Raw genomic sequence first — 19,189 nt, 5'->3', positions numbered from 1 at the left:
TTTTCATGAGTCCGCGCACCCCCGACCACCTCGACTTCTCGGAGCCCCTGACCGAGCGCACCCCGCGCGTGGTGCACGCGGCCAAGCTGCACCGCGCGGCGGCCCGCCGCAAGGCCGGTGTCTTCCTCGCGGAGGGGGAGAACTCCGTGGAGGCCGCGGTGGCCACCGGCGCGGCCACCGACGTCTTCGTCACCGAGGCGGCGGCCGGCCGCTTCGGCGAGCTGCTCTCGGCCGCGGTCAACCTCGGCGTCTACCTCCACCCGGTCACCGACCGGGCCGCCGAGTCGCTGGCCGAGACCGTGACCACCACCGGAATCTTCGCCGTGTGCCGCCCGGTGACCTGGCCGCTGAAGAAGGCCCTGGCAGCCGGCCCGACGCTGGTCTCGGTGCCGGTGGAGACCCGCGAGCCCGGCAACGCCGGCACGCTCATCCGTGTCGCCGACGCCCTCGGCGCCGACGCCGTCGTCTTCGCCGGCGACTCCGTGGACCCGCAGGGCGGCAAGGTGGTGCGCGCCTCGGCCGGTTCGCTCTTCCACGTGCCGGTGGCGCGCGAGCGCGACCCGCAGTCGGTGATCGACTCGCTGCGCGCCCGCGGCCTGCAGATCCTGGCCACCGCCGCCGACGGCGAGGTGGACCTGGCAGCCCCGCCCGAGCCGGACTTCTTTACCCGACCGACCGCCTGGCTCTTCGGCAACGAGGCCCACGGGCTGCCCGCCGAGCTGCAGCAGGCCGCCGACCACCGGGTGGCCATCCCCATCGCCGGGCGCGCCGAGTCGCTGAACCTCGCCACGGCCGCCTCGATCTGCCTCTGGGAGTCCGCCCGCGCCCAGCGCGTGCACGGCCTGGACTGACCTGCGCGGGTAGAGCGGGCCGGCCGGTCCCCGGCGACACCTGCGCCGTGACCTGGACCGCAACACCCGTTTCACCCAAGGAGGACTCCGTCATGCGCATTTCCGCCCGCAACCAGCTCGCCGGTGAGGTCGTCGAGATCGAGGAGGGCGCGGTCAACGCCGTGGTCAAGATCCGTCTCGACGGCACCGACGTCGTCGTCTCCTCGTCGATCACCATGGACTCGGTCCACGAGCTCGGCCTGACGGTCGGCTCCCGGGCCACCGCCGTGATCAAGGCGTCCAGCGCCATGGTGGCCGTCGACTAGAGAGCGATCCGCCGCGGTGTACCCTGTCTACGTCGCAATCTATTTTCCGTCGAGAACAGGGGAGTGCCGTGGCGCAAGACAAGGACGGGGCAGCTGAGGTCCCGGAGATCACCGACGAGGCGATGAACGCGGCGGCCGATGCCGCCGTGGCGGCCTTCGACGCCGCCGACTCGCTCGAGGATCTCGCCGAGGCCCGTCGCACCCACCTGGGCGACGCCTCCGTGATCGCCCGTGCCCGCCAGGGCATCGGCTCGCTGCCCAAGACCGAGCGCAAGAACGCCGGCAAGATCGTCAACCAGGCACGTGGTCGCGTCGAGAAGCACTACGCCGGCGTGAAGAAGGAGCTCGAGGCCCGCCGCGTACGCGAGGTCCTCGCCGCCGAGCGCGTCGACGTCACCGTGCCGACCACCCGCCGCCAGACCGGCGCGCTGCACCCGATCACCGCGCTCTCGGAGCAGATCGCGGACATCTTCCTCGGCATGGGCTGGGAGATCGCCGACGGCCCCGAGATCGAGGCGGAGTACTTCAACTTCGACGCCCTCAACTTCATCCCGGACCACCCCGCGCGCACCCTGCAGGACACCTTCTACGTCGGCACCGAGGACTCCGGTCAGCTGATGCGCACCCACACCTCCCCGGTCCAGGTGCGCACGATGCTCTCGCGCGACGTGCCGCTCTACATCGCCTGCCCGGGCCGTGTCTTCCGCACCGACGAGCTCGACGCCACCCACACCCCGGTCTTCCACCAGGTCGAGGGCCTGGCCGTCGACAAAGGCCTGACCATGGCCCACCTGCGTGGCACCCTGGACCACCTGGCCAAGGTGCTCTTCGGCCCGGAGACGCGCACCCGCATGCGCACCAACTACTTCCCGTTCACCGAGCCCTCCGCCGAGGTCGACGTCTGGTTCCCCGGCAAGAAGGGCGGTGCCGGCTGGATCGAGTGGGGCGGCTGCGGCATGGTCAACCCCAACGTCCTGCGCGCCGTGGGCGTCGACCCGGAGGAGTACACCGGCTTCGCCTTCGGCATGGGCCTCGAGCGCACCCTGCAGTTCCGCAACGGCCTGTCCGACATGCGCGACATGGTTGAGGGCGACGTGCGCTTCACGCTGCCTTTCGGCGTCCACGCCTAGACCGCCGCCACGCTTTCCGACGCCCCGTCACCCCCGCTTTTTCCGAAAGGTTCCACGAACTCCCGTGTTCATCTCGCAGAACTGGCTCACCGGCATCCTCGACCACGCCAACCCCGGCTGGGAGGTGAGCGACGCCGAGCTCGACGGCGGCTTCGTCCGCGTCGGCTTCGAGACCGAGGGCTACTCCGCCATCCCTGAGACGACCGGCCCGCTGGTGGTCGGCCGCGTCGACGAGATCGAGGAGCTGACCGGCTTCAAGAAGCCGATCCGCTACTGCCAGGTCGACGTCGGCGAGGCCAACGGCACCGGCGAGAAGCAGGGCATCATCTGCGGCGCGCGCAACTTCGCCGAGGGCGACCTCGTCGCCGTCTCCCTGCCCGGCGCCGTGCTGCCCGGCTGCTTCGAGATCTCCGCCCGCAAGACCTACGACCACATCTCCGCCGGAATGATCTGCTCGGCCGCCGAGCTGGGCATGTGCGAGCAGCAGAACTCCGGCATCATCAACCTGGGCCGCTCGACCGACGCCATCGGCGCCGTGCCCGGCGACGACGCCCGCCCGGTGCTGGGGCTTAACGACACCGTCTTCGAGGTCAACATCACCCCGGACCGCGGCTACGCGCTCTCCGCGCGCGGCCTGACCCGCGAGCTGGCCAGCGCCTTCGACATCACCTTCGAGGACCTGGCCGCCCACCCCGAGGCCGCCGGCCACGAGGTCTCGGAGAGCGTGCCGGCGGTCTCCGGCGAGCTGATGGACATCTCGCTGGACCCGGCCACCCGCGCCGGGCGGTTCGGCCTGCGCAAGGTCACCGGCATCGACCCGAGCGTGCAGAGCCCGTTCTGGATGCAGCGCGAGCTGCTGCTGTGCGGCGCGCGCCCGGTCAACCTGGCCACCGACGTGATCAACTACGTGATGTTCCTGCTCGGCCAGCCGATGCACGCCTTCGACGCCGGCGTCATCTCCGGCGACCTGAAGATCCGCCTGGCCGCCGACGGCGAGAAGCTGACCACCCTCGACCACGTCGACCGCGAGCTCTCCGCCGAGGACGTCGTCATCTGCGACGACAACGGCATCCAGTCGATGGCCGGCGTGATGGGCGGCTCCACCTCCGAGATCTCGGACGAGACCACCGAGGTCTACCTCGAGGCCGCCACCTGGCACACCCTGACCGTCGCGCGCACCTCGCGCCGCCACAAGCTCTCCAGCGAGTCCTCCCGCCGCTTCGAGCGCGGCGTGGACCCGGCGCTGGTCGAGCCCGCCCTGGACCTGGCCGCCCACCTGCTGGCCACCCTCGGCGGCGGCGAGGTCGACCCCCGGCGCACCATCGTCGGCGAGGTGCCCGCCCCCACCGTCATCGAGATGCCCGCCGGCATGCCTTCCCGCATCGCCGGCGTCGACTACGCCCGCGAGACCGTCGTCGCCCGCCTCGGGGAGGTCGGCTGCACCGTCACCGGCGACGAGACCCTGACCGTGACCGCCCCGAGCTGGCGCGGCGACCTGTCCATGGGCGTCGACCTGGTCGAGGAGGTGCTGCGCCTGGAGGGCCTCGAGGACATCCCGACCGTGCTGCCGACCCCGCGCGGCGGCCGCGGGCTCTCCCCGCGCCAGCGCCGTCGCCGCGCCGTCGGCCACGCCCTGGCCTACTCCGGCTACACCGAGGTCCTTCCCGACCCGTTCATGCGCGGCACCCAGGCCGACGACTGGGGCCTGGCCGCCGACGACCCGCGCCGCCGCGCGGTCACGGTGCGCAACCCGCTGGAGTCCGAGCGCCACCTGATCGCCACGACGCTGATCCCGGGCCTGCTCGACGCGGTGGCCCGCAACGTCGCCCGCGGCCGCGTGGACCTGCAGGTCTTCGGCCTGCAGCAGGTCTCCTTCGCCCGCGCCGAGCACACCCCGATGCTGGACGTGAGCCGCCGACCCTCCGACGACGAGGTCTCCCAGGTCCTCGACTCGCTGCCCGCCCAGCCGCTGCACGTGGCCGCCGTCGGCGTCGGCGAGCTGGACACCACCGGCACCTGGGGCGAGGGCCGCGCCTACGGCTGGGCCGACGCCGTGGAGGCCGCCCGCACCGTCGCGCGGACCGCGGGCGTGGAACTCGAGGTCGCCAACGCCGAGTACCTGCCGTTCCACCCGGGCCGCTGCGCCGAGCTGCGCGTGGCCGGCGAGATCGTCGGCCACGCCGGCGAGCTGCACCCGCAGCTGCTCGAGGCCGCCGGTCTTCCGGCGCGCACCTGCGCGATGGAGATCAACCTGGACGCGCTGCCAATCACCGGCGAGCTGCCCGCCCCGGTGCTCTCCGCCTTCCCGCTGCTGCACCAGGACATCGCCCTGGTCGTCGCCGAGGACACGCCGGCCGAGGACGTCCGCCGCGTCATCGTCGAGGGCGCCGGTCCGCTGCTCGAGGAGGCCGTCCTCTTCGACGTCTTCCGCGGCGGGCGCCTGGGGGAGGGGCTGAAGTCGCTGGCGTTCTCGCTGCACTTCCGCGCCGCCGACCGCACGTTGACCGACGAGGAGGCCAACGAGGCCCGCCTGGCCGCCGCCGCGCTGGCCAAGGAACGCCTCGGCGCCGAGCTGCGTGCCTGACCGCCCGCTCACCTGACCCCGCACCCGGACACCCCGGGTGCGGGGTTCTTCCGTCCGGCGGTCTCGTCTTCCCTGGGTGCGGTACCACAGGCGTCGCGTCTTCTTTCGGCGACGGCGCCGCAGGCGCCGTCGCGGGTGGGGACCGGGGGTGGAACCGACGCGCCGTCGTTAATGAATAATTTGCAAGGGCCTGCATAGAGTGTAGGGTGACCCACATGACAGTCTCCGTAGCAATCGCCGGCGCCACAGGATACGCGGGCGGCGAACTCGTCCGCCTCCTGCTCGGCCACCCCGAGCACCTCGCCGGGAACCTCCAGATCGGCGCGCTGACCGGCGCCAGCTCCGCGGGCACCCCCGTCTCCGTGGCGCTGCCGCACGCCCCCGAGCTCTTCGGCCGCACCATCGAGCCCACCGACGCCGAGCACCTTGCCGGCCACGACGTCGTCTTCCTCGCCCTGCCGCACGGCCATTCCGCCGAGATCGCCGCGCAGCTGCCCGAGGACACCGCCGTCATCGACTGCGCCGCCGACCACCGTCTGACCGACGCCGGGGACTGGGCCCACTGGTACGGCGGCGAGTACTCCGGCTCCTGGCCCTACGGCATCCCCGAGATGCCCGGCCACCGCGAGGCCCTCGCCGGTGCCACGCGCATTGCCCTTCCCGGTTGCTTTCCGACGGGCGCGACCCTCGCCCTTCTGCCCGCCGTCGCCGCCGGGCTGGTGGCCCCCGAGGTGGCGGTCACCTCCGTCTCCGGAGTCAGCGGCGCCGGCAAGAAGCCGCTGGTGGCCAACCTCGGCGCCGAGACGATGGGCTCGCTGCGCGCCTACAACACCGCCGGGCGCCACCGCCACACCCCGGAGATCGCCCAGAACCTCGGCGAGTACTCCGGTCAGCCTGTCTCGGTGAGCTTCACCCCGGTGCTGGCACCCCTGCCGCGCGGCATCCTCACCGTCGCCTCCGCGCCCCTGGCGGACAGCGCCACCGACACCGCCGCAGCGCGGGCCGCCTACGAGAAGTTCTACGCCGACGAGCCGTTCGTCACCCTGCTCGCCGAGGGCGTGCAGCCGCAGACCCAGTGGGTGCTCGGCGCCAACACCTGCCACGTGCAGGTCGAGGTGGACGCCGCCTCCGGGCGCCTGCTGGCCACCAGCGCCATCGACAACCTGACCAAGGGCACCGCCGGCGCCGGCGTGCAGTGCATGAACCTCGCGCTCGGCCTGCCCGAGACCGCCGGGCTGCCGACCACCGCCGTCGCCCCCTAGCGCCGTCCCGCCTTCTCCGGCGCACCCCCGCCCGCCCCACTTTTCCCGAAAGGACTTTAATCCCCATGGATCTCACCGTCACCCGCGACGGTCACGTCACCTCGCCGGCCGGCTTCTCGGCCGCCGCCGTCACCGCCGGCATCAAGCCCTCCGGCAACCCGGACATGGCGCTGGTGGTCAACACCGTAGGCTCCGCCGCCGCCGCGCTGTTCACCCGCAACAAGGTCGTCGCCGCCCCGGTCAAGGTCACCCGTGCCGCCGTCGCCGACGGCACGCTGCGCGCCGTGGTCTACACCTCCGGCAACGCCAACGCCTGCAACGGCGTGGCCGGCGACCGTGACGCCGAGGAGATCCAGTCCCGCGCCGCCGCCGCGCTCGAGCTCGAGCCCGCCGAGGTCGGCGTGTGCTCGACCGGGCTGATCGGCGAGCCGCTGCCCATGGCCGAGGTCCGCTCCGGCGTCGACGCGCTGGCCGCCGGGCTGGGCGCCGACGCCGAGCACGGCGCGGCCGCCGCCGGCGCGATCCTGACCACCGACACCTGCAGCAAGGAGGTCCTCGTCTCCGGCGACGGCTGGTCCGTCGGCGGCATGGCCAAGGGCGTGGGCATGATGGCGCCGTCCCTGGCGACCATGCTCGTCTGCCTGACCACCGACGCCGACGTGCCCGCCGCCCGGCTCGACGCCGCCCTGCGCGCCGCCGCCGAGGTCACCTTCGACACCCTCGACGTCGACGGCTCGACCTCCACCAACGACACCGTGGTCGCCATGGCCTCCGGCGCCTCCGGGATCACCCCCGACGCCGAGACCTTCGACGCCGCCGTGCTGGCCGCCTGCCGCGACCTGGCAGCCCAGCTGCAGGCCGACGCCGAGGGCGTGACCAAGCGCGTGGCCATCACCGTCACCGGCGCCGTCGACGACGACCAGGCCCGCACCGCCGCGCGCGTGATCGGGCGCGACAACCTGGTCAAGTGCGCCATGTTCGGATCCGACCCGAACTGGGGCCGCGTGCTCGCCGCCGTCGGCATGGCCCCGGTGGAGATGGACCCCGACCACATCACCGTGACCTTCAACGGCACCCCGGTCTGCGTCGACTCCGCCGGTGCGCCCGGCGCCCGCGACGTGGACCTCAGCGGCGCCGACATCGACGTCCAGGTCGACCTGGGCCTCGGCGGCCACGGCCACGGCACCGTGCGCACCACGGACCTCTCGCACGCCTACGTCGAGATCAACTCCGCCTACAGCAGCTAGCGGACAGGGAACACGGAGCAGACAGATGACACCAGCAACTGATTCGGCGGCGGGCGCGCAACCCGCCGCGAGCCGGCGCGCGGCGCTGAGCTCGGCGGACCGCGCCGCGGTGCTCGCCGAGGCCCTGCCGTGGCTGCAGTTCTTCCGCGACAAGATCGTCGTGGTCAAGTACGGCGGCAACGCCATGGTCGACGACGCCCTCAAGGACGCCTTCGCCGAGGACATGGTCTTCCTGCGCACCGTCGGCGCCAAGCCCGTCGTCGTGCACGGCGGGGGACCGCAGATCTCGGACATGCTCACCCGCGTCGGCCTCGAGCCCGAGTTCAAGGGCGGCTTCCGCGTGACCACGCCCGAGGTCATGGAGATCGCCCGCATGGTCCTCTTCGGCCACGTCGGCCGCGACCTGGTAGGGCGCATCAACTCCCACGCCCCCTACGCCGTGGGCACCTCGGGCGAGGACGCCGGGCTGTTCTCCGCGCGCAAGCGCCTGGTCAACGTCGGCGGCACGCCCACCGACATCGGCCTGGTCGGCGACATCGTCGACGTCGACGCCTCCTCGCTGATGGACCTCATCGACGCCGGGCGCATCCCCGTGGTCTCCACGATCGCCCCCGGCGAGCACGGCGAGGTCTACAACGTCAACGCGGACACCGCCGCCGGGGCCCTGGCCGCCGCCCTGGACGCCGAGCGCATCCTCGTTCTCACCAACGTCGAGGGCCTCTACACCGACTGGCCCGACCACGAGTCGCTGGTCTCCAAGATCCTGGTCTCCGAGCTGCGCGAGACGCTGCCGAAGCTCGACTCCGGGATGATCCCGAAGATGGAGGCCTGCCTGCGGGCCGTGGAGTCCGGCGTCAACGCCGCCCACGTCATCGACGGCCGCGTGCCGCACTCGGTGCTCCTCGAGCTTCTGACCATGGGCGGCGTGGGCACCATGGTGCTGCCCGACGGCTACGACGCCGCCGACTACCCCGACGGCAAGGTCTTCAGGAAGGACGACAACTCATGACCGACACCCCCGACACCACTCTCGCCGGCTGGGACCGCTACCTCATGCACACCTACCCGGTCCCGCCCGTCGAGATCGTCGACGGCCACGGCGCGACCGTGACCACCGCCGACGGCAAGGAGCTGGTCGACTTCCTCGGCGGCATCGCCGTCAACTCGCTGGGCTACGGCGACCCCCGCCTCGTGGCGGCCGTCACCGAGCAGGCCGGGCACTTCACCCACGTCTCCAACCTGCTGGGCAGCCGGCCGGTCGTCGACGTCGCCCGCGGCCTGGTCGAGCGCTTCGTGGCCGCCGGTGCCCCGGCCGAGCCCGGTGCGACCCGCGCCTTCTTCTGCAACTCCGGCACCGAGGCCAACGAGGCCGCGTTCAAGATCGCCCGCAAGACAGGGAAGACCCGCATCCTGGCGGCCCACCACGGCTTCCACGGGCGCACCATGGGCGCGCTGTCGATCACGGGCCAGCCGGCCAAGCGCGACATCTTCGCCCCGCTGCCGGGAGGCGCCGAGTTTTACCCCTACGGCGACCTCGACTACCTGCGCAAGCTCATCGAGATGGACCCGGGTGACACCGCCGCGGTCATCCTCGAGCCCGTCCAGGGTGAGACCGGCGTGGTGCCCGCCCCCGAGGGCTTCCTCAGCGGCGTGCGTGAGCTCTGCGACGAGTTCGACCTGCTGATGATCGTCGACGAGGTGCAGACCGGTGTGGGCCGGACCGGCACCTTCTTCGCCTTCGAGGACTCGGGCGTGGTCCCCGACGTGGTCACCATGGCCAAGGGACTGGGCGCCGGCCTGCCGATCGGCGCGGTGCTCGCCGCGGGTGAGGCCGCCGAGCTCTTCCGGCCCGGCGACCACGGCACCACCTTCGGCGGCAACCCCGTCGCCTGCGCCGCGGCGCGCGTCGTCCTCGAGACCGTCGACGACGACTTCCTCGCCCAGGTCCGCGCCCGCGGCGAGCGCCTCGCCGCCGCCCTCGGGCAGGTCGAGGGCGTGGCGTCGGTGCGCGGACGCGGACTGATGCGCGCCGTCGTCCTCGAACGCGACGTCGCCAAGCGAACCGTGGAACTGGGACGTGAGCACGGCGTCGTCCTCAACGCCTGCGGTGCAGGCGTGCTGCGCTTCGTGCCGCCGCTGGTGGTCACCGACGCCGAGATCGACGCCGGGGTGAAGGCCACGGCCGCCGCGATCGCCGCCGCCGTCGCGGAGGCCGGCGAGACGGACCGGAAGAACTGAGCAGGACCGGGAAGGAACAGATACACATGACACAGAACAGCACCGAGACCGCCGCCGTCAGGCACTTCCTGGCAGACGACGACCTCACCCCGGCCGAGCAGGCCGAGGTCCTCGAGCTCGCCGCCGCGCTGAAGGCGGAGCCCTACTCGAAGCAGACCTTCGCCGGACCGCAGTCCGTCGCCGTGCTCTTCGACAAGACCTCCACGCGCACCCGCTTCTCCTTCGACGCCGGGGTGGCGCAGCTGGGCGGGCACGCGATCGTCGTCGAGACGAAGAACGCGCAGATCGGCAAGGGCGAGACCCTGCAGGACACCGCCGCGGTGCTCTCCCGGTTCGTCTCCGCGATCGTGTGGCGCACCTACGCCCAGCAGAACCTCGTCGACATGGCCGAGACCTCGCGGGTGCCGATCGTCAACGCGCTGACCGATGACCTGCACCCCGGCCAGATCCTCGCCGACCTGCAGACGTGCGTGGAGAAGCTCTGCCCTGAGCAGGGCCCGGCCGGACTGAAGGGACGCCGCGCGGTCTACCTCGGCGACGGCGCCAACAACATGGCCAACTCCTACCTGATCGGCTTCGCCACCGCGGGCATGGACATCACCGTCTGCGCCCCGGAGGGCTTCCACCCGGCCGAGGAGTTCGTCGCCCGCGCCGAGAAGCGCGCCGCCGAGACCGGCGCGACCGTCGCCGTGACCGCCGACACCGGCTGCGTGGCCGGCGCCGACGTCGTCATCACCGACACCTGGGTGTCGATGGGACAGGAGAACGACGGGCTCAACCGCGAGGAGGCCTTCGTCGATTACCGCGTGACCGAGGAGCTGATGGCCACCGCCGCCGACGACGCCATCTTCCTGCACTGCCTGCCGGCCTACCGCGGCAAGGAGGTCACCTCCGGGGTCATCGACGGCCCGCAGTCCGTCGTGTTCGACGAGGCGGAGAACCGCCTGCACGCCCAGAAGGCACTGCTGGTCTGGCTACTCGAGCACCAGCCGGCGGCGGGGGAGCAGGCGTGAGCACGCCGGTGACGCGCACCGCCCGCCAGGCGCGCATCCTCGAGATCCTGGGGCGCACCCGCGTGCACAGCCAGGTGCAGCTCTCCGAGCTGCTGCTCGACGAGGGCATCGACATCACGCAGGCGACCCTCTCGCGCGACCTCGACGAACTCGGCGCGCGCAAGGTGCGCCCGCCCGAGGGCGGCCGCGCCCACTACGCCGTCGGCGGGACCGCCGACGGGGCCGTGGCGGGGCCGGCCGGGCCCCGGCAGAAGCTGCGACGGATGCTCGACGAGCTCGTCGCCGGCGTCGACCACTCCGGCCAGACGGCCGTGCTGCGCACCCCGCCCGGGGCGGCGCAGTACCTGGCCAGCTTCATCGACCGCGTCGGCATGCCCGAGGTCGTCGGCTGCATCGCCGGCGACGACACGGTCTTCGTGCTCGCCCGCGAACCCGTCTCGGGCGCCGAGCTCGGCGACCTCCTCGCCGGGGGAGCGGACGGCCGTCGCTAGAATGGCAGCGGTCGCCGCAGGCACTTTGAAAACATTGTCCACACGTTAAGGAAAGAGACGAAAGACATGAAGAATCGCGTGGTTCTGGCCTACTCCGGAGGCCTGGACACCTCCGTGGCCATCCCGTACCTGGGCAAGATGCTCGACGCCGACGTGGTCGCCGTCTCCCTGGACCTGGGCCAGGGCGGCGAGGACATGGACTCCGTGCGCCAGCGCGCCCTGGACTGCGGCGCGGTCGAGGCCGTCGTCGTCGACGCCAAGGACGAGTTCGCCGAGGAGTACTGCCTGCCGACCGTCAAGGCCAACGGCATGTACATGAAGCAGTACCCGCTGGTCTCCGCGATCTCGCGCCCGCTGATCGTCAACCACCTGGTCCAGGCGGCCAAGGAGCATGGCGGCACGCACGTAGCCCACGGCTGCACCGGCAAGGGCAACGACCAGGTCCGCTTCGAGGTCGGCTTCATGGACACCGCCCCGGACCTTGAGATCGTCGCCCCGGCGCGTGACTACGCCTGGACCCGCGACAAGGCCATCGCCTTCGCCGAGGAGGTCAAGCTCCCGATCGAGCAGTCCGAGCAATCCCCGTTCTCCATCGACCAGAACGTCTGGGGCCGCGCCGTGGAGACCGGCTTCCTCGAGGACCTGTGGAACCCGCCGACGAAGGACCTCTACTCCTACACCGAGGACCCGTCGCTGTCCGCCGCCCCGGACGAGCTGATCATCTCCTTCGAGGCCGGCCGCCCGGTCGCCATCGACGGCCGCAAGGTCACCATGCTGCAGGCCATCGAGGAGCTCAACCGCCGCGCCGGCGCCCAGGGCATCGGCCGCCTCGACATGGTCGAGGACCGCCTCGTCGGCATCAAGTCCCGCGAGGTCTACGAGGCTCCGGGTGCCATCGCCCTGATCGCCGCCCACGAGGCCCTCGAGGACGTCACCCTCGAGCGCGAGCTGGCCCGCTACAAGCGCCTTGTCGAGGCCCGCTGGTCCGAGGAGGTCTACGACGGCCTCTGGTTCGGCCCGCTCAAGCGCTCCCTGGACGCCTTCATCGAGTCCACCCAGGAGCACGTCACCGGCGACATCCGCATGGTCCTGCACGCTGGCAAGGTCACCGTCAACGGCCGCCGCTCGAGCCACTCGCTCTACGACTTCAACCTGGCGACCTACGACACCGGCGACACCTTCGACCAAACCCTGGCCAAGGGCTTCGTCCAGCTGCACGGCCTGTCCAGCAAGATCGCCAACCGTCGCGACCGCGAGGCCCGCTAGAGTGCCGGCCAAGCACGGAACCAACCAGGGAGCCTTGTGGGGCGGCCGCTTCTCCGGCGGCCCCACCGAGGCGATGAGCGCACTGAGCGTGTCCACCCACTTCGACTGGGTGCTCGCGCCCTACGACGTGCTCGCCTCCAAGGCGCACGCGCGCGTGCTGAACAACGCCCGGCTGCTGACCGACGACGACTTCGCCACGATGCTCGACGGCCTCGACCGGCTCGGCCGGGACGTCGCCGACGGCACCTTCGGCCCCGAGCCGACCGACGAGGACGTCCACGGCGCCATGGAGCGCGGCCTGATCGACCGCGTCGGCCCCGAGGTCGGCGGCCGGCTGCGTGCCGGGCGTTCGCGCAACGACCAGGTGGCCACGCTGTTCCGCATGTGGCTCCGCGACGCCATGCGTGACGTCGCCGTCCAGGTTACCGACCTGGTCGCGGCGCTGTCTGCGCAGGCCAAAGCCCACCCGGACGTGATCATGCCGGGCAAGACCCACTTCCAGGCCGCCCAGCCGATTCTGCTGGCGCACTCGCTGCTGGCGCACGCCCAGCCGCTGCTGCGCGACCTGGACCGCATCCGGGACCTGGACGACCGCCTGGCGGTGTCGCCCTACGGCTCCGGCGCGCTGGCCGGCAGCTCGCTGCACCTCGACCCGGACGCGATCGCCGAGGAGCTCGGCTTCGAGTCGGCGGCGGAGAACTCGCTGGACGCCACCGCGTCGCGCGACTTCGCCACCGAGGCCGCGTACGTGCTCGCCCAGATCGCCGTCGACATGTCGCGTCTGGCCGAGGAGATCATCGCCTGGTCCACCCCCGAGTTCGGCTACGTCACGCTGGCCGACGAGTGGTCGACCGGGTCCTCGATCATGCCGCAGAAGAAGAACCCGGACGTCGCCGAGCTCACGCGCGGCAAGACCGGACGCCTGATCGGCGACCTGACCGGCCTGATGGCGACCTGCAAGGCGCAGCCGCTGGCCTACAACCGCGACCTGCAGGAGGACAAGGAGCCGGTCATCGACGCCGTCGCCCAGCTCAACCTGCTGCTGCCCGCGATGACGGGCCTGGTGGGCACGCTGACCTTCCACGAGGACCGCATGCGCGAGCTCGCCCCGCGCGGCTTCACCCTGGCCACCGACCTGGCCGAGTGGATGGTCCGCCAGGGCGTGCCCTTCCGCGAGGCCCACGAGGCCTCCGGGCAGTGCGTGCGCATCGCCGAGTCCCGCGGGGTCGACCTGGTCGACCTGACCGACGAGGAGCTCGCGGGCGTGGACACCCGCCTGACCCCGGAGGTCCGCGAGGTGCTGACCATCGACGGTGCGGTCGCCTCCCGCTCGACCCACGGCGGCACCGCCGGCGTGCGGGTCGCCGAGCAGCGCGAGCGCGTCGACGCCGCCAACGCGAAGGCCCGCACCTGGGCCGAAACGCCGGTCATCCCCGCCGGGAAGTGACCTGCGCCTGAGGCGCCTGAGCGCTGATCAGCGCGCGCTTGGGTGCCGGGCCTGAGAGGGTGCCCCCGAACCGGGGGGCACCCTCTCCGTCGTTTCCGGCGTTCCTGTTGCAGGACCGGTACGGGCCTCATAATCTTTCGGTCATGAATGCTGCCACCGGTGCCACCGGCACCGGGTCCCGGCGCGCCACGACGGTGATCGGGCCCTCCTGCTCGCCGCCGTGGTCATCGGCATCGTGGTCGTGCGCTTCGGGGGATTCGGCTTCGGCGGGGGAGACGGCGACGGCGGCGACGGATCAGGTGGTCTGGGCGGCCGTGGCGGCATCACGGAGCTCACGGGGGTCATCGGCTCCGAGAAGCGCGACTTCTTCGAGGACCCGGCCGTCATCGACCGCCTCGACGAGTTGGGCTACACCGTCACCGTGAAGACCGCCGGCTCGAGGCACATCGCCACCGACACGGACTTGAGCGCCTACGACTTCGCCTTCCCCTCCTCGGCACCGGCCGCACGCTCGGTGGCCGAGCAGGCGGACTCGAAGGGGATCTTCACGCCGTTCTACTCGCCGATGGCCGTCGCGTCCTTCCAGCCGGTCATGGAGGAGCTCGCCGCACGCGGGGTCACCCGCGAGGAGGGCGGCACCTGGTGGATCGACATGCAGGCCTACCTGGACCTGACCCGTGAGGACACCCGGTGGCGCGACCTGGGCGACGCCCTGCCCAGCCAGCGCACCGTGCAGATCTCGACGACGGACGTGCGCACCTCCAACTCGGCGGCGATGTACCTGGCGCTGATGTGCTGGGTCGCCTCCGAGGGCAACCAGGTCAGCACCGAGGACGAGGCGCGACGCGTCGCTGACGGCCTCACCCCGCTCTTCTACGGCCAGGGCTACACCGAGTCCAGCTCCGCCGGCCCCTTCGCCGACTACCTGTCCAAGGGCATGGGCGCCAAGCCGATGGTGATGGTCTACGAGGCCCAGTTCCTCGGCAAGCTCAACCGGGAGCAGCCCCGTCTCCGCGACGACATGGTGCTCGCCTACCCGGAGCCGACCGTGCTCAGCGACCACACCGTCGTCGCCCTCTCCGACGGCGGCGCCGAGCTGGGCCGGCTGCTAGAGAACGACGCCGAGTTGCAGCGCCTGGCCGCCGAGCACGGCTTCCGCACCTCGGACCCGGCCGTGTTCACCGAGCGCTACCAGGACGCCGGACTGCCGGAGTTCATCGACTCCGTCGACCCGCCGGACTACCACCTGCTCGAGACACTCATCGAGACCGTCGGTTCGCACTACACCAGCCCGGAGCCGCCCGAGGGGGAGCACGAGGAATGAACAGATTCACCCGCGCCGCCGCGACCGTGACCACCGCCGCCCTCGGCGGCCTGCTGCTCACCGCCTGCGTCGAGACCGGCGGCGGGTCCTCCGACCCGACCGGTGACGCGCTCAAGCCCGGGGACCAGGGCACGCCGACCATCGCCGCGGCCACCGAACTCGAGGACCTCGCCCCGGTGCTCGAGGACGCCCAGGCCGACCTCGGCTTCGACATCGAGATGCACTACCCGGGCGGCACCGTGGAAAACAGCCAGGCGCTCAAGGCCGGGAAGATGGACGGCCAGTACGACGCCACCTGGTTCGCCACCAACCGCTACGTCGAGCTCATCGGCGCCGGCGACAAGCTGGGGGAGCAGACCTCCGTGGCCAATTCGCCGGTCGCCTTCGGCGTCAGCACGGAGAAGGCCCGGGAACTGGGCTGGACCGACCACCAGCCGACCTGGGAGGAGATCGGCACCGCGGCCGCCGACCGCGAGCTGACCTACGGCATGACCGACCCGTCGTCGTCCAACTCCGGGTTCTCCGCGCTGGTGTCTGTGGCCACCGCCTTCGCCGGCACCGGCCAGGCGCTGACCACCGGGGATCTCGAGCAGATCGGGCCGCGCCTCGAGGAGTTCTTCGCCGGGCAAACGATGAGCTCGGGCTCCTCGGGCTGGCTGCGCGATACCTTCCTCAACCAGCCCGAGCGTGCCGACGCCGTGGTCAACTACGAGTCGGTCCTGCACGGCATTCGCGCCGAGGACGGCGCCGACCTCGAGGTCATCCTGCCCGCCGACGGCGTGGTCACCGCCGACTACCCGCTCTCCGAGCTCGCCGCGCCCGGGGACGCCGCGACCGCCGAGCAGACCGCCCAGCTGGCCGAGTGGCTGCTCGAGAACCAGGACCGCGTCAACGAGACCCACCGCCGCCCGGTGGACGCCACCGCCCAGGTGCCCGAGGAACTCTCGGACCAGCTGCTCGTCGAGGCGCCCTTCCCGGGGGACCTGGCGGTGACCGACCAGCTCATCGACAGCTACCTCAACCGCTGGCGCCCACGGGGCGACACCACGTTCATCCTGGACGTCTCCGGCTCCATGAGCGGCGGGCCGCTCGACGAGCTGAAGTCGACGATGAGCTCGCTGATCGACGGCAGCGCCCGCACCACCACCGGCGAGGTCGGCCTGCGCGACCAGGAGTTCGTGACGCTTCGTCCCTTCAACACCGCCCCGCAGGAACCGGCGCAGACCGACCTCGCGGAGACCGGCGGCAAGGGCCGCGCGCAGCTCGAGAGCCGGATCGACGAGCTCCAGGCCGGGGGTGGGACCGACCTCTACCCGGCGCTCGAGGATGCCTACCGCGACATCGAGGACCGCAGGGGCGAGGACCCGGAGGACAACCGCATCGCCACGATCGTCGTGCTCACCGACGGGGTGGTCGAACCGCGCTACGAGGACTTCGTCCGTTTCCGCGAGGGCCTGAGCCCGGAGGCGCGGAAGGTGCCGGTGTTCACCGTGCTCTACGGCGCCGCCGACGAGGACGAGATGACCCGTCTGGCCGAGCTGACCGGCGGCAAGGTCTTCGACGCCCGCGAGGACGGCATCGGCGAGGTCTTCAAGGAGATCCGTGCCTACCAGTGACCGGGGCGCCGGCGGGGCGGTCGCGGACTGGCTCGGCTCGCGCAAGAACATCGTCGCCACCGTGCTGGCGCTCGTCGTGCTCGTCCTGCACGTCGTCGTCGGTCTCGGCCCGGCGTGCCCTTCTTCGTCGTCGGCGCCTACTTCGGCGGCGCCCTGGTCACACCCGCGCGCCGGCGACCCCCAGGCGTTGGCGGCGGCCACCCGCCGGGAGGAGCAGCGCCTGGCCTACGCCAACGGCGCCGCGCCCGAGGTCCAGCGGGCCGTCGCCGCACTGGGCACGTCGCTGCGCAGCACCCTGACACAGTGGGACGAGCTGGCCGAGGTCCCCGAGCAGCAGCTGACCGTCCGGGAGATCGCCGAAGAGCACCTGCCCGCCGTCATCTCCGGCTACCTCGAGGTGCCGGACCTGCGCCACCCGAGAGCGGTGGAGGAGACCGTCGAGTCCGCCGCGGTCCTGCGCGAGGAGAGCGAGAAGATCCGCGCCGCGGTCCTCGAGAACAGCCTGACGGAGCTGAGCAGTCACGCCGAGGCGCTGCGGTTGCGCTTCGGCCGGCTGCCGCGGGGCCGGTGAGCCCCGCCGCGCCGGTCACCCTGACCCGCCCCGGGCCGGGGCCACGGGTAGTATCTGGGCTCATGAGCCTGGACCCGAAGTTGTTGGACGTGCTGGTGTGCCCGAAGGACAAGGGCCCGCTGGTCTATCTGGAGAAGGAGCAGCGTCTGGTCAACGAGCGCCTCGGGATCGCCTATCGCATCGACGAGGGCATCCCCGTCCTGCTCGTCGACGAGGCCGAGGCCTGGCCGCCGGACACGGCGGGGGAGTAGACGCGAGCACCTGACCGACGTTTGACCACGGGAAGAGACGACTAGAGAAGACATGACCGAGAACATCATCGACGAACTGTCCTGGCGCGGGCTGATCAACCAGTCCACCGACCTCGACGAGCTGCGCAAGGCGACCGAGGCCGGCCCCGTCACCCTGTACTGCGGCTTCGATCCGACCGGCCCCTCGCTGCACGCCGGCCACCTGGTGCCGCTGCTGATGCTGGCGCGTTTCCAGCGCGCCGGTCACAACCCGCTGGTGCTCGCCGGTGGCGCGACCGGGATGATCGGCGACCCGCGCGACGTCGGCGAGCGTTCGATGAACTCCGCCGAGACGGTCGCGGACTGGGCCGGCCGCATCTCCGGCCAGCTCAAGCGCTTCGTCACCTTCGAGGGCGAGCACGCCGCGAAGCTGGTCAACAACGCGGAGTGGACCAACGAGCTCAACGTCATCCCGTTCCTGCGGGACGTGGGCAAGCACTTCTCGCTGAACACGATGCTCGCCCGCGACACGGTTAAGCGCCGCCTGGAGAACGACGGCATCTCCTACACCGAGTTCTCCTACATGCTGCTGCAGGCCAACGACTACCGTGAGCTCAACCACCGCTTCGGCTGCACCCTGCAGGTCGGCGGCGGCGACCAGTGGGGCAACCTCGTCGCCGGCGTCGACTACGTGCGCCGCGTCGACGGCACCACGGTGCATGCGCTGACCGTGCCGCTGGTCACCGACTCCGAGGGCAAGAAGTTCGGCAAGTCCACCGGCGGCGGCTCGCTGTGGCTGGACCCCGAGATGACCAGCCCGTACCGCTGGTACCAGTACTTCATCAACACCGCCGACGCCGACGTGATCCGCTACCTGCGCTGGTTCACCTTCCTCGGCCGCGAGGAGCTCGCCGAGCTCGAGCGCGAGGTCGAGGAGAACCCGCACAAGCGCGTCGCCCAGCGCACCCTCGCCCGCGAGATGACCAACCTCGTCCACGGCGAGGAGGCGACCAAGGCGGTGGAGCTGGCCAGCCAGGCGCTCTTCGGCCGCGCCGAGCTCGCCGACCTCGACGAGGCGACGCTCGCGTCTGCGGTCGGAGAGACCGAGGTGCTCGAGCTTGACGACGCCGCGCCCCGCACGGCGGTGGATCTGTTCGTCGAGTCCGGGCTCGTCGCCTCCCGCGGCGCTGCGCGCCGCGCGATCAAGGAGGGCGGTGCGTACGTGAACAACGTGCGCGTCGAGAGCGAGGACTGGGAGCCGGCCGCCGAGGACTTCCTGCACGGGCGCTGGCTGGTGCTGCGCCGCGGCAAGAAGAACTTCGCGGGAGTGCGTCGAGTCTAGCGCTCTGACCAGCCGATTTGGCCCCGGCGACGGAGGTGGGTAACTTATCACCTCGTCGCCGGGGCCGCGGTTATTCCGGGGCCCGCAGTGACCGGGGAGAGACACCGGGTTGACTTCGAGTCGAGCCCGAGCGTACACTCCAGGATCCGGGCCGCAAGGCAGTGACCGTCCAGGAGACGGTGGCTACCGGCGTGCTTGTGTTGTGTGAGAACTCGATAGTGTGTTGATGTACTTTTTGTGGTGCGTTTCTTGTGGCTTGTCCGCCGGCACTG

General features: G+C 71.5%; 17 protein-coding genes. All 17 read left to right on the top strand.

Features of this window, described 5'->3' with window-relative positions:
* Nucleotides 1-5 precede the first annotated feature (5 nt).
* The 17 genes from QP119_RS08140 (at nt 6) to tyrS (ending at nt 18,917) form a co-directional block, all read left to right on the top strand.
* Nucleotides 6-851 carry a TrmH family RNA methyltransferase gene (locus QP119_RS08140; protein WP_284775160.1) on the top strand — a complete coding sequence of 282 codons (846 nt, stop codon included), beginning with the start codon at nt 6-8 and terminating at the stop codon, nt 849-851.
* 92 nt (nt 852-943) lie between these two features.
* Complete coding sequence (locus tag QP119_RS08135; RefSeq protein ID WP_284775157.1) at nt 944-1,156, top strand: TOBE domain-containing protein; 213 nt, start codon at nt 944-946, stop codon at nt 1,154-1,156.
* A 122-nt stretch (nt 1,157-1,278) separates the two neighbouring features.
* A complete protein-coding gene (pheS, locus tag QP119_RS08130) occupies nt 1,279-2,286 on the top strand; it encodes a phenylalanine--tRNA ligase subunit alpha (protein WP_284775241.1) in 1,008 nt (335 codons plus the stop codon).
* A gap of 64 nt (nt 2,287-2,350) precedes the next feature.
* Nucleotides 2,351-4,870: a phenylalanine--tRNA ligase subunit beta gene (gene pheT, locus QP119_RS08125; protein ID WP_284775155.1), complete on the top strand. Its 2,520-nt coding sequence runs from the start codon at nt 2,351-2,353 to the stop codon at nt 4,868-4,870.
* A gap of 215 nt (nt 4,871-5,085) precedes the next feature.
* The gene (gene argC / locus QP119_RS08120) at nt 5,086-6,132 is read left to right on the top strand and encodes an N-acetyl-gamma-glutamyl-phosphate reductase (RefSeq protein ID WP_284775153.1); all 1,047 of its coding nucleotides are present in this window, start codon (nt 5,086-5,088) and stop codon (nt 6,130-6,132) included.
* 65 nt (nt 6,133-6,197) lie between these two features.
* A complete protein-coding gene (gene argJ / locus QP119_RS08115) occupies nt 6,198-7,379 on the top strand; it encodes a bifunctional glutamate N-acetyltransferase/amino-acid acetyltransferase ArgJ (RefSeq protein ID WP_284775152.1) in 1,182 nt (393 codons plus the stop codon).
* Between the two features lie 25 nt (nt 7,380-7,404).
* Entirely contained in the window at nt 7,405-8,388 is a 984-nt protein-coding gene (gene argB / locus QP119_RS08110; protein ID WP_284775151.1) for an acetylglutamate kinase, read from the top strand.
* The gene (locus tag QP119_RS08105) at nt 8,385-9,617 is read left to right on the top strand and encodes an acetylornithine transaminase (RefSeq protein WP_284775150.1); all 1,233 of its coding nucleotides are present in this window, start codon (nt 8,385-8,387) and stop codon (nt 9,615-9,617) included. The genes argB and QP119_RS08105 overlap by 4 nt, the downstream gene beginning before the upstream one ends.
* Before the next feature lie 26 nt (nt 9,618-9,643).
* A complete protein-coding gene (gene argF, locus QP119_RS08100) occupies nt 9,644-10,630 on the top strand; it encodes an ornithine carbamoyltransferase (RefSeq protein WP_284775148.1) in 987 nt (328 codons plus the stop codon).
* Nucleotides 10,627-11,121, top strand: coding sequence for an arginine repressor (locus QP119_RS08095; protein WP_284775145.1), 495 nt, complete (start codon nt 10,627-10,629; stop codon nt 11,119-11,121). Before argF ends, QP119_RS08095 begins: the two co-directional genes overlap by 4 nt.
* A 66-nt stretch (nt 11,122-11,187) precedes the next feature.
* Nucleotides 11,188-12,387 carry an argininosuccinate synthase gene (locus QP119_RS08090; RefSeq protein WP_284775144.1) on the top strand — a complete coding sequence of 400 codons (1,200 nt, stop codon included), beginning with the start codon at nt 11,188-11,190 and terminating at the stop codon, nt 12,385-12,387.
* A 1-nt stretch (nt 12,388) separates the two neighbouring features.
* Complete coding sequence (gene argH, locus QP119_RS08085; protein WP_284775142.1) at nt 12,389-13,834, top strand: argininosuccinate lyase; 1,446 nt, start codon at nt 12,389-12,391, stop codon at nt 13,832-13,834.
* A 220-nt stretch (nt 13,835-14,054) separates the two neighbouring features.
* Nucleotides 14,055-15,158, top strand: a complete 1,104-nt coding sequence (locus QP119_RS08080; RefSeq protein WP_284775140.1) for a hypothetical protein — start codon at nt 14,055-14,057, stop codon at nt 15,156-15,158.
* Nucleotides 15,155-16,774, top strand: coding sequence for a VWA domain-containing protein (locus QP119_RS08075; RefSeq protein WP_284775138.1), 1,620 nt, complete (start codon nt 15,155-15,157; stop codon nt 16,772-16,774). The genes QP119_RS08080 and QP119_RS08075 overlap by 4 nt, the downstream gene beginning before the upstream one ends.
* Nucleotides 16,761-17,345, top strand: a complete 585-nt coding sequence (locus QP119_RS08070; RefSeq protein WP_284775136.1) for a hypothetical protein — start codon at nt 16,761-16,763, stop codon at nt 17,343-17,345. The genes QP119_RS08075 and QP119_RS08070 overlap by 14 nt, the downstream gene beginning before the upstream one ends.
* 62 nt (nt 17,346-17,407) lie before the next feature.
* On the top strand, nt 17,408-17,596 hold the full coding sequence (locus QP119_RS08065; RefSeq protein WP_284775134.1) for a Trm112 family protein: 189 nt from the start codon (nt 17,408-17,410) through the stop codon (nt 17,594-17,596).
* A 52-nt stretch (nt 17,597-17,648) separates the two neighbouring features.
* Nucleotides 17,649-18,917 (top strand): tyrosine--tRNA ligase, encoded by a 1,269-nt coding sequence (gene tyrS, locus QP119_RS08060; protein ID WP_284775132.1) that lies wholly within the window; start codon nt 17,649-17,651, stop codon nt 18,915-18,917.
* Nucleotides 18,918-19,189: the final 272 nt, after the last annotated feature.

Source organism: Corynebacterium frankenforstense (genome assembly GCF_030211955.1).
In the GTDB taxonomy this organism is placed as follows: Bacteria; Actinomycetota; Actinomycetes; order Mycobacteriales; family Mycobacteriaceae; genus Corynebacterium; species Corynebacterium frankenforstense_A.
Note: the sequence above shows the minus strand (reverse complement) of the source record. Positions and strands in the feature narration are given on the sequence as shown.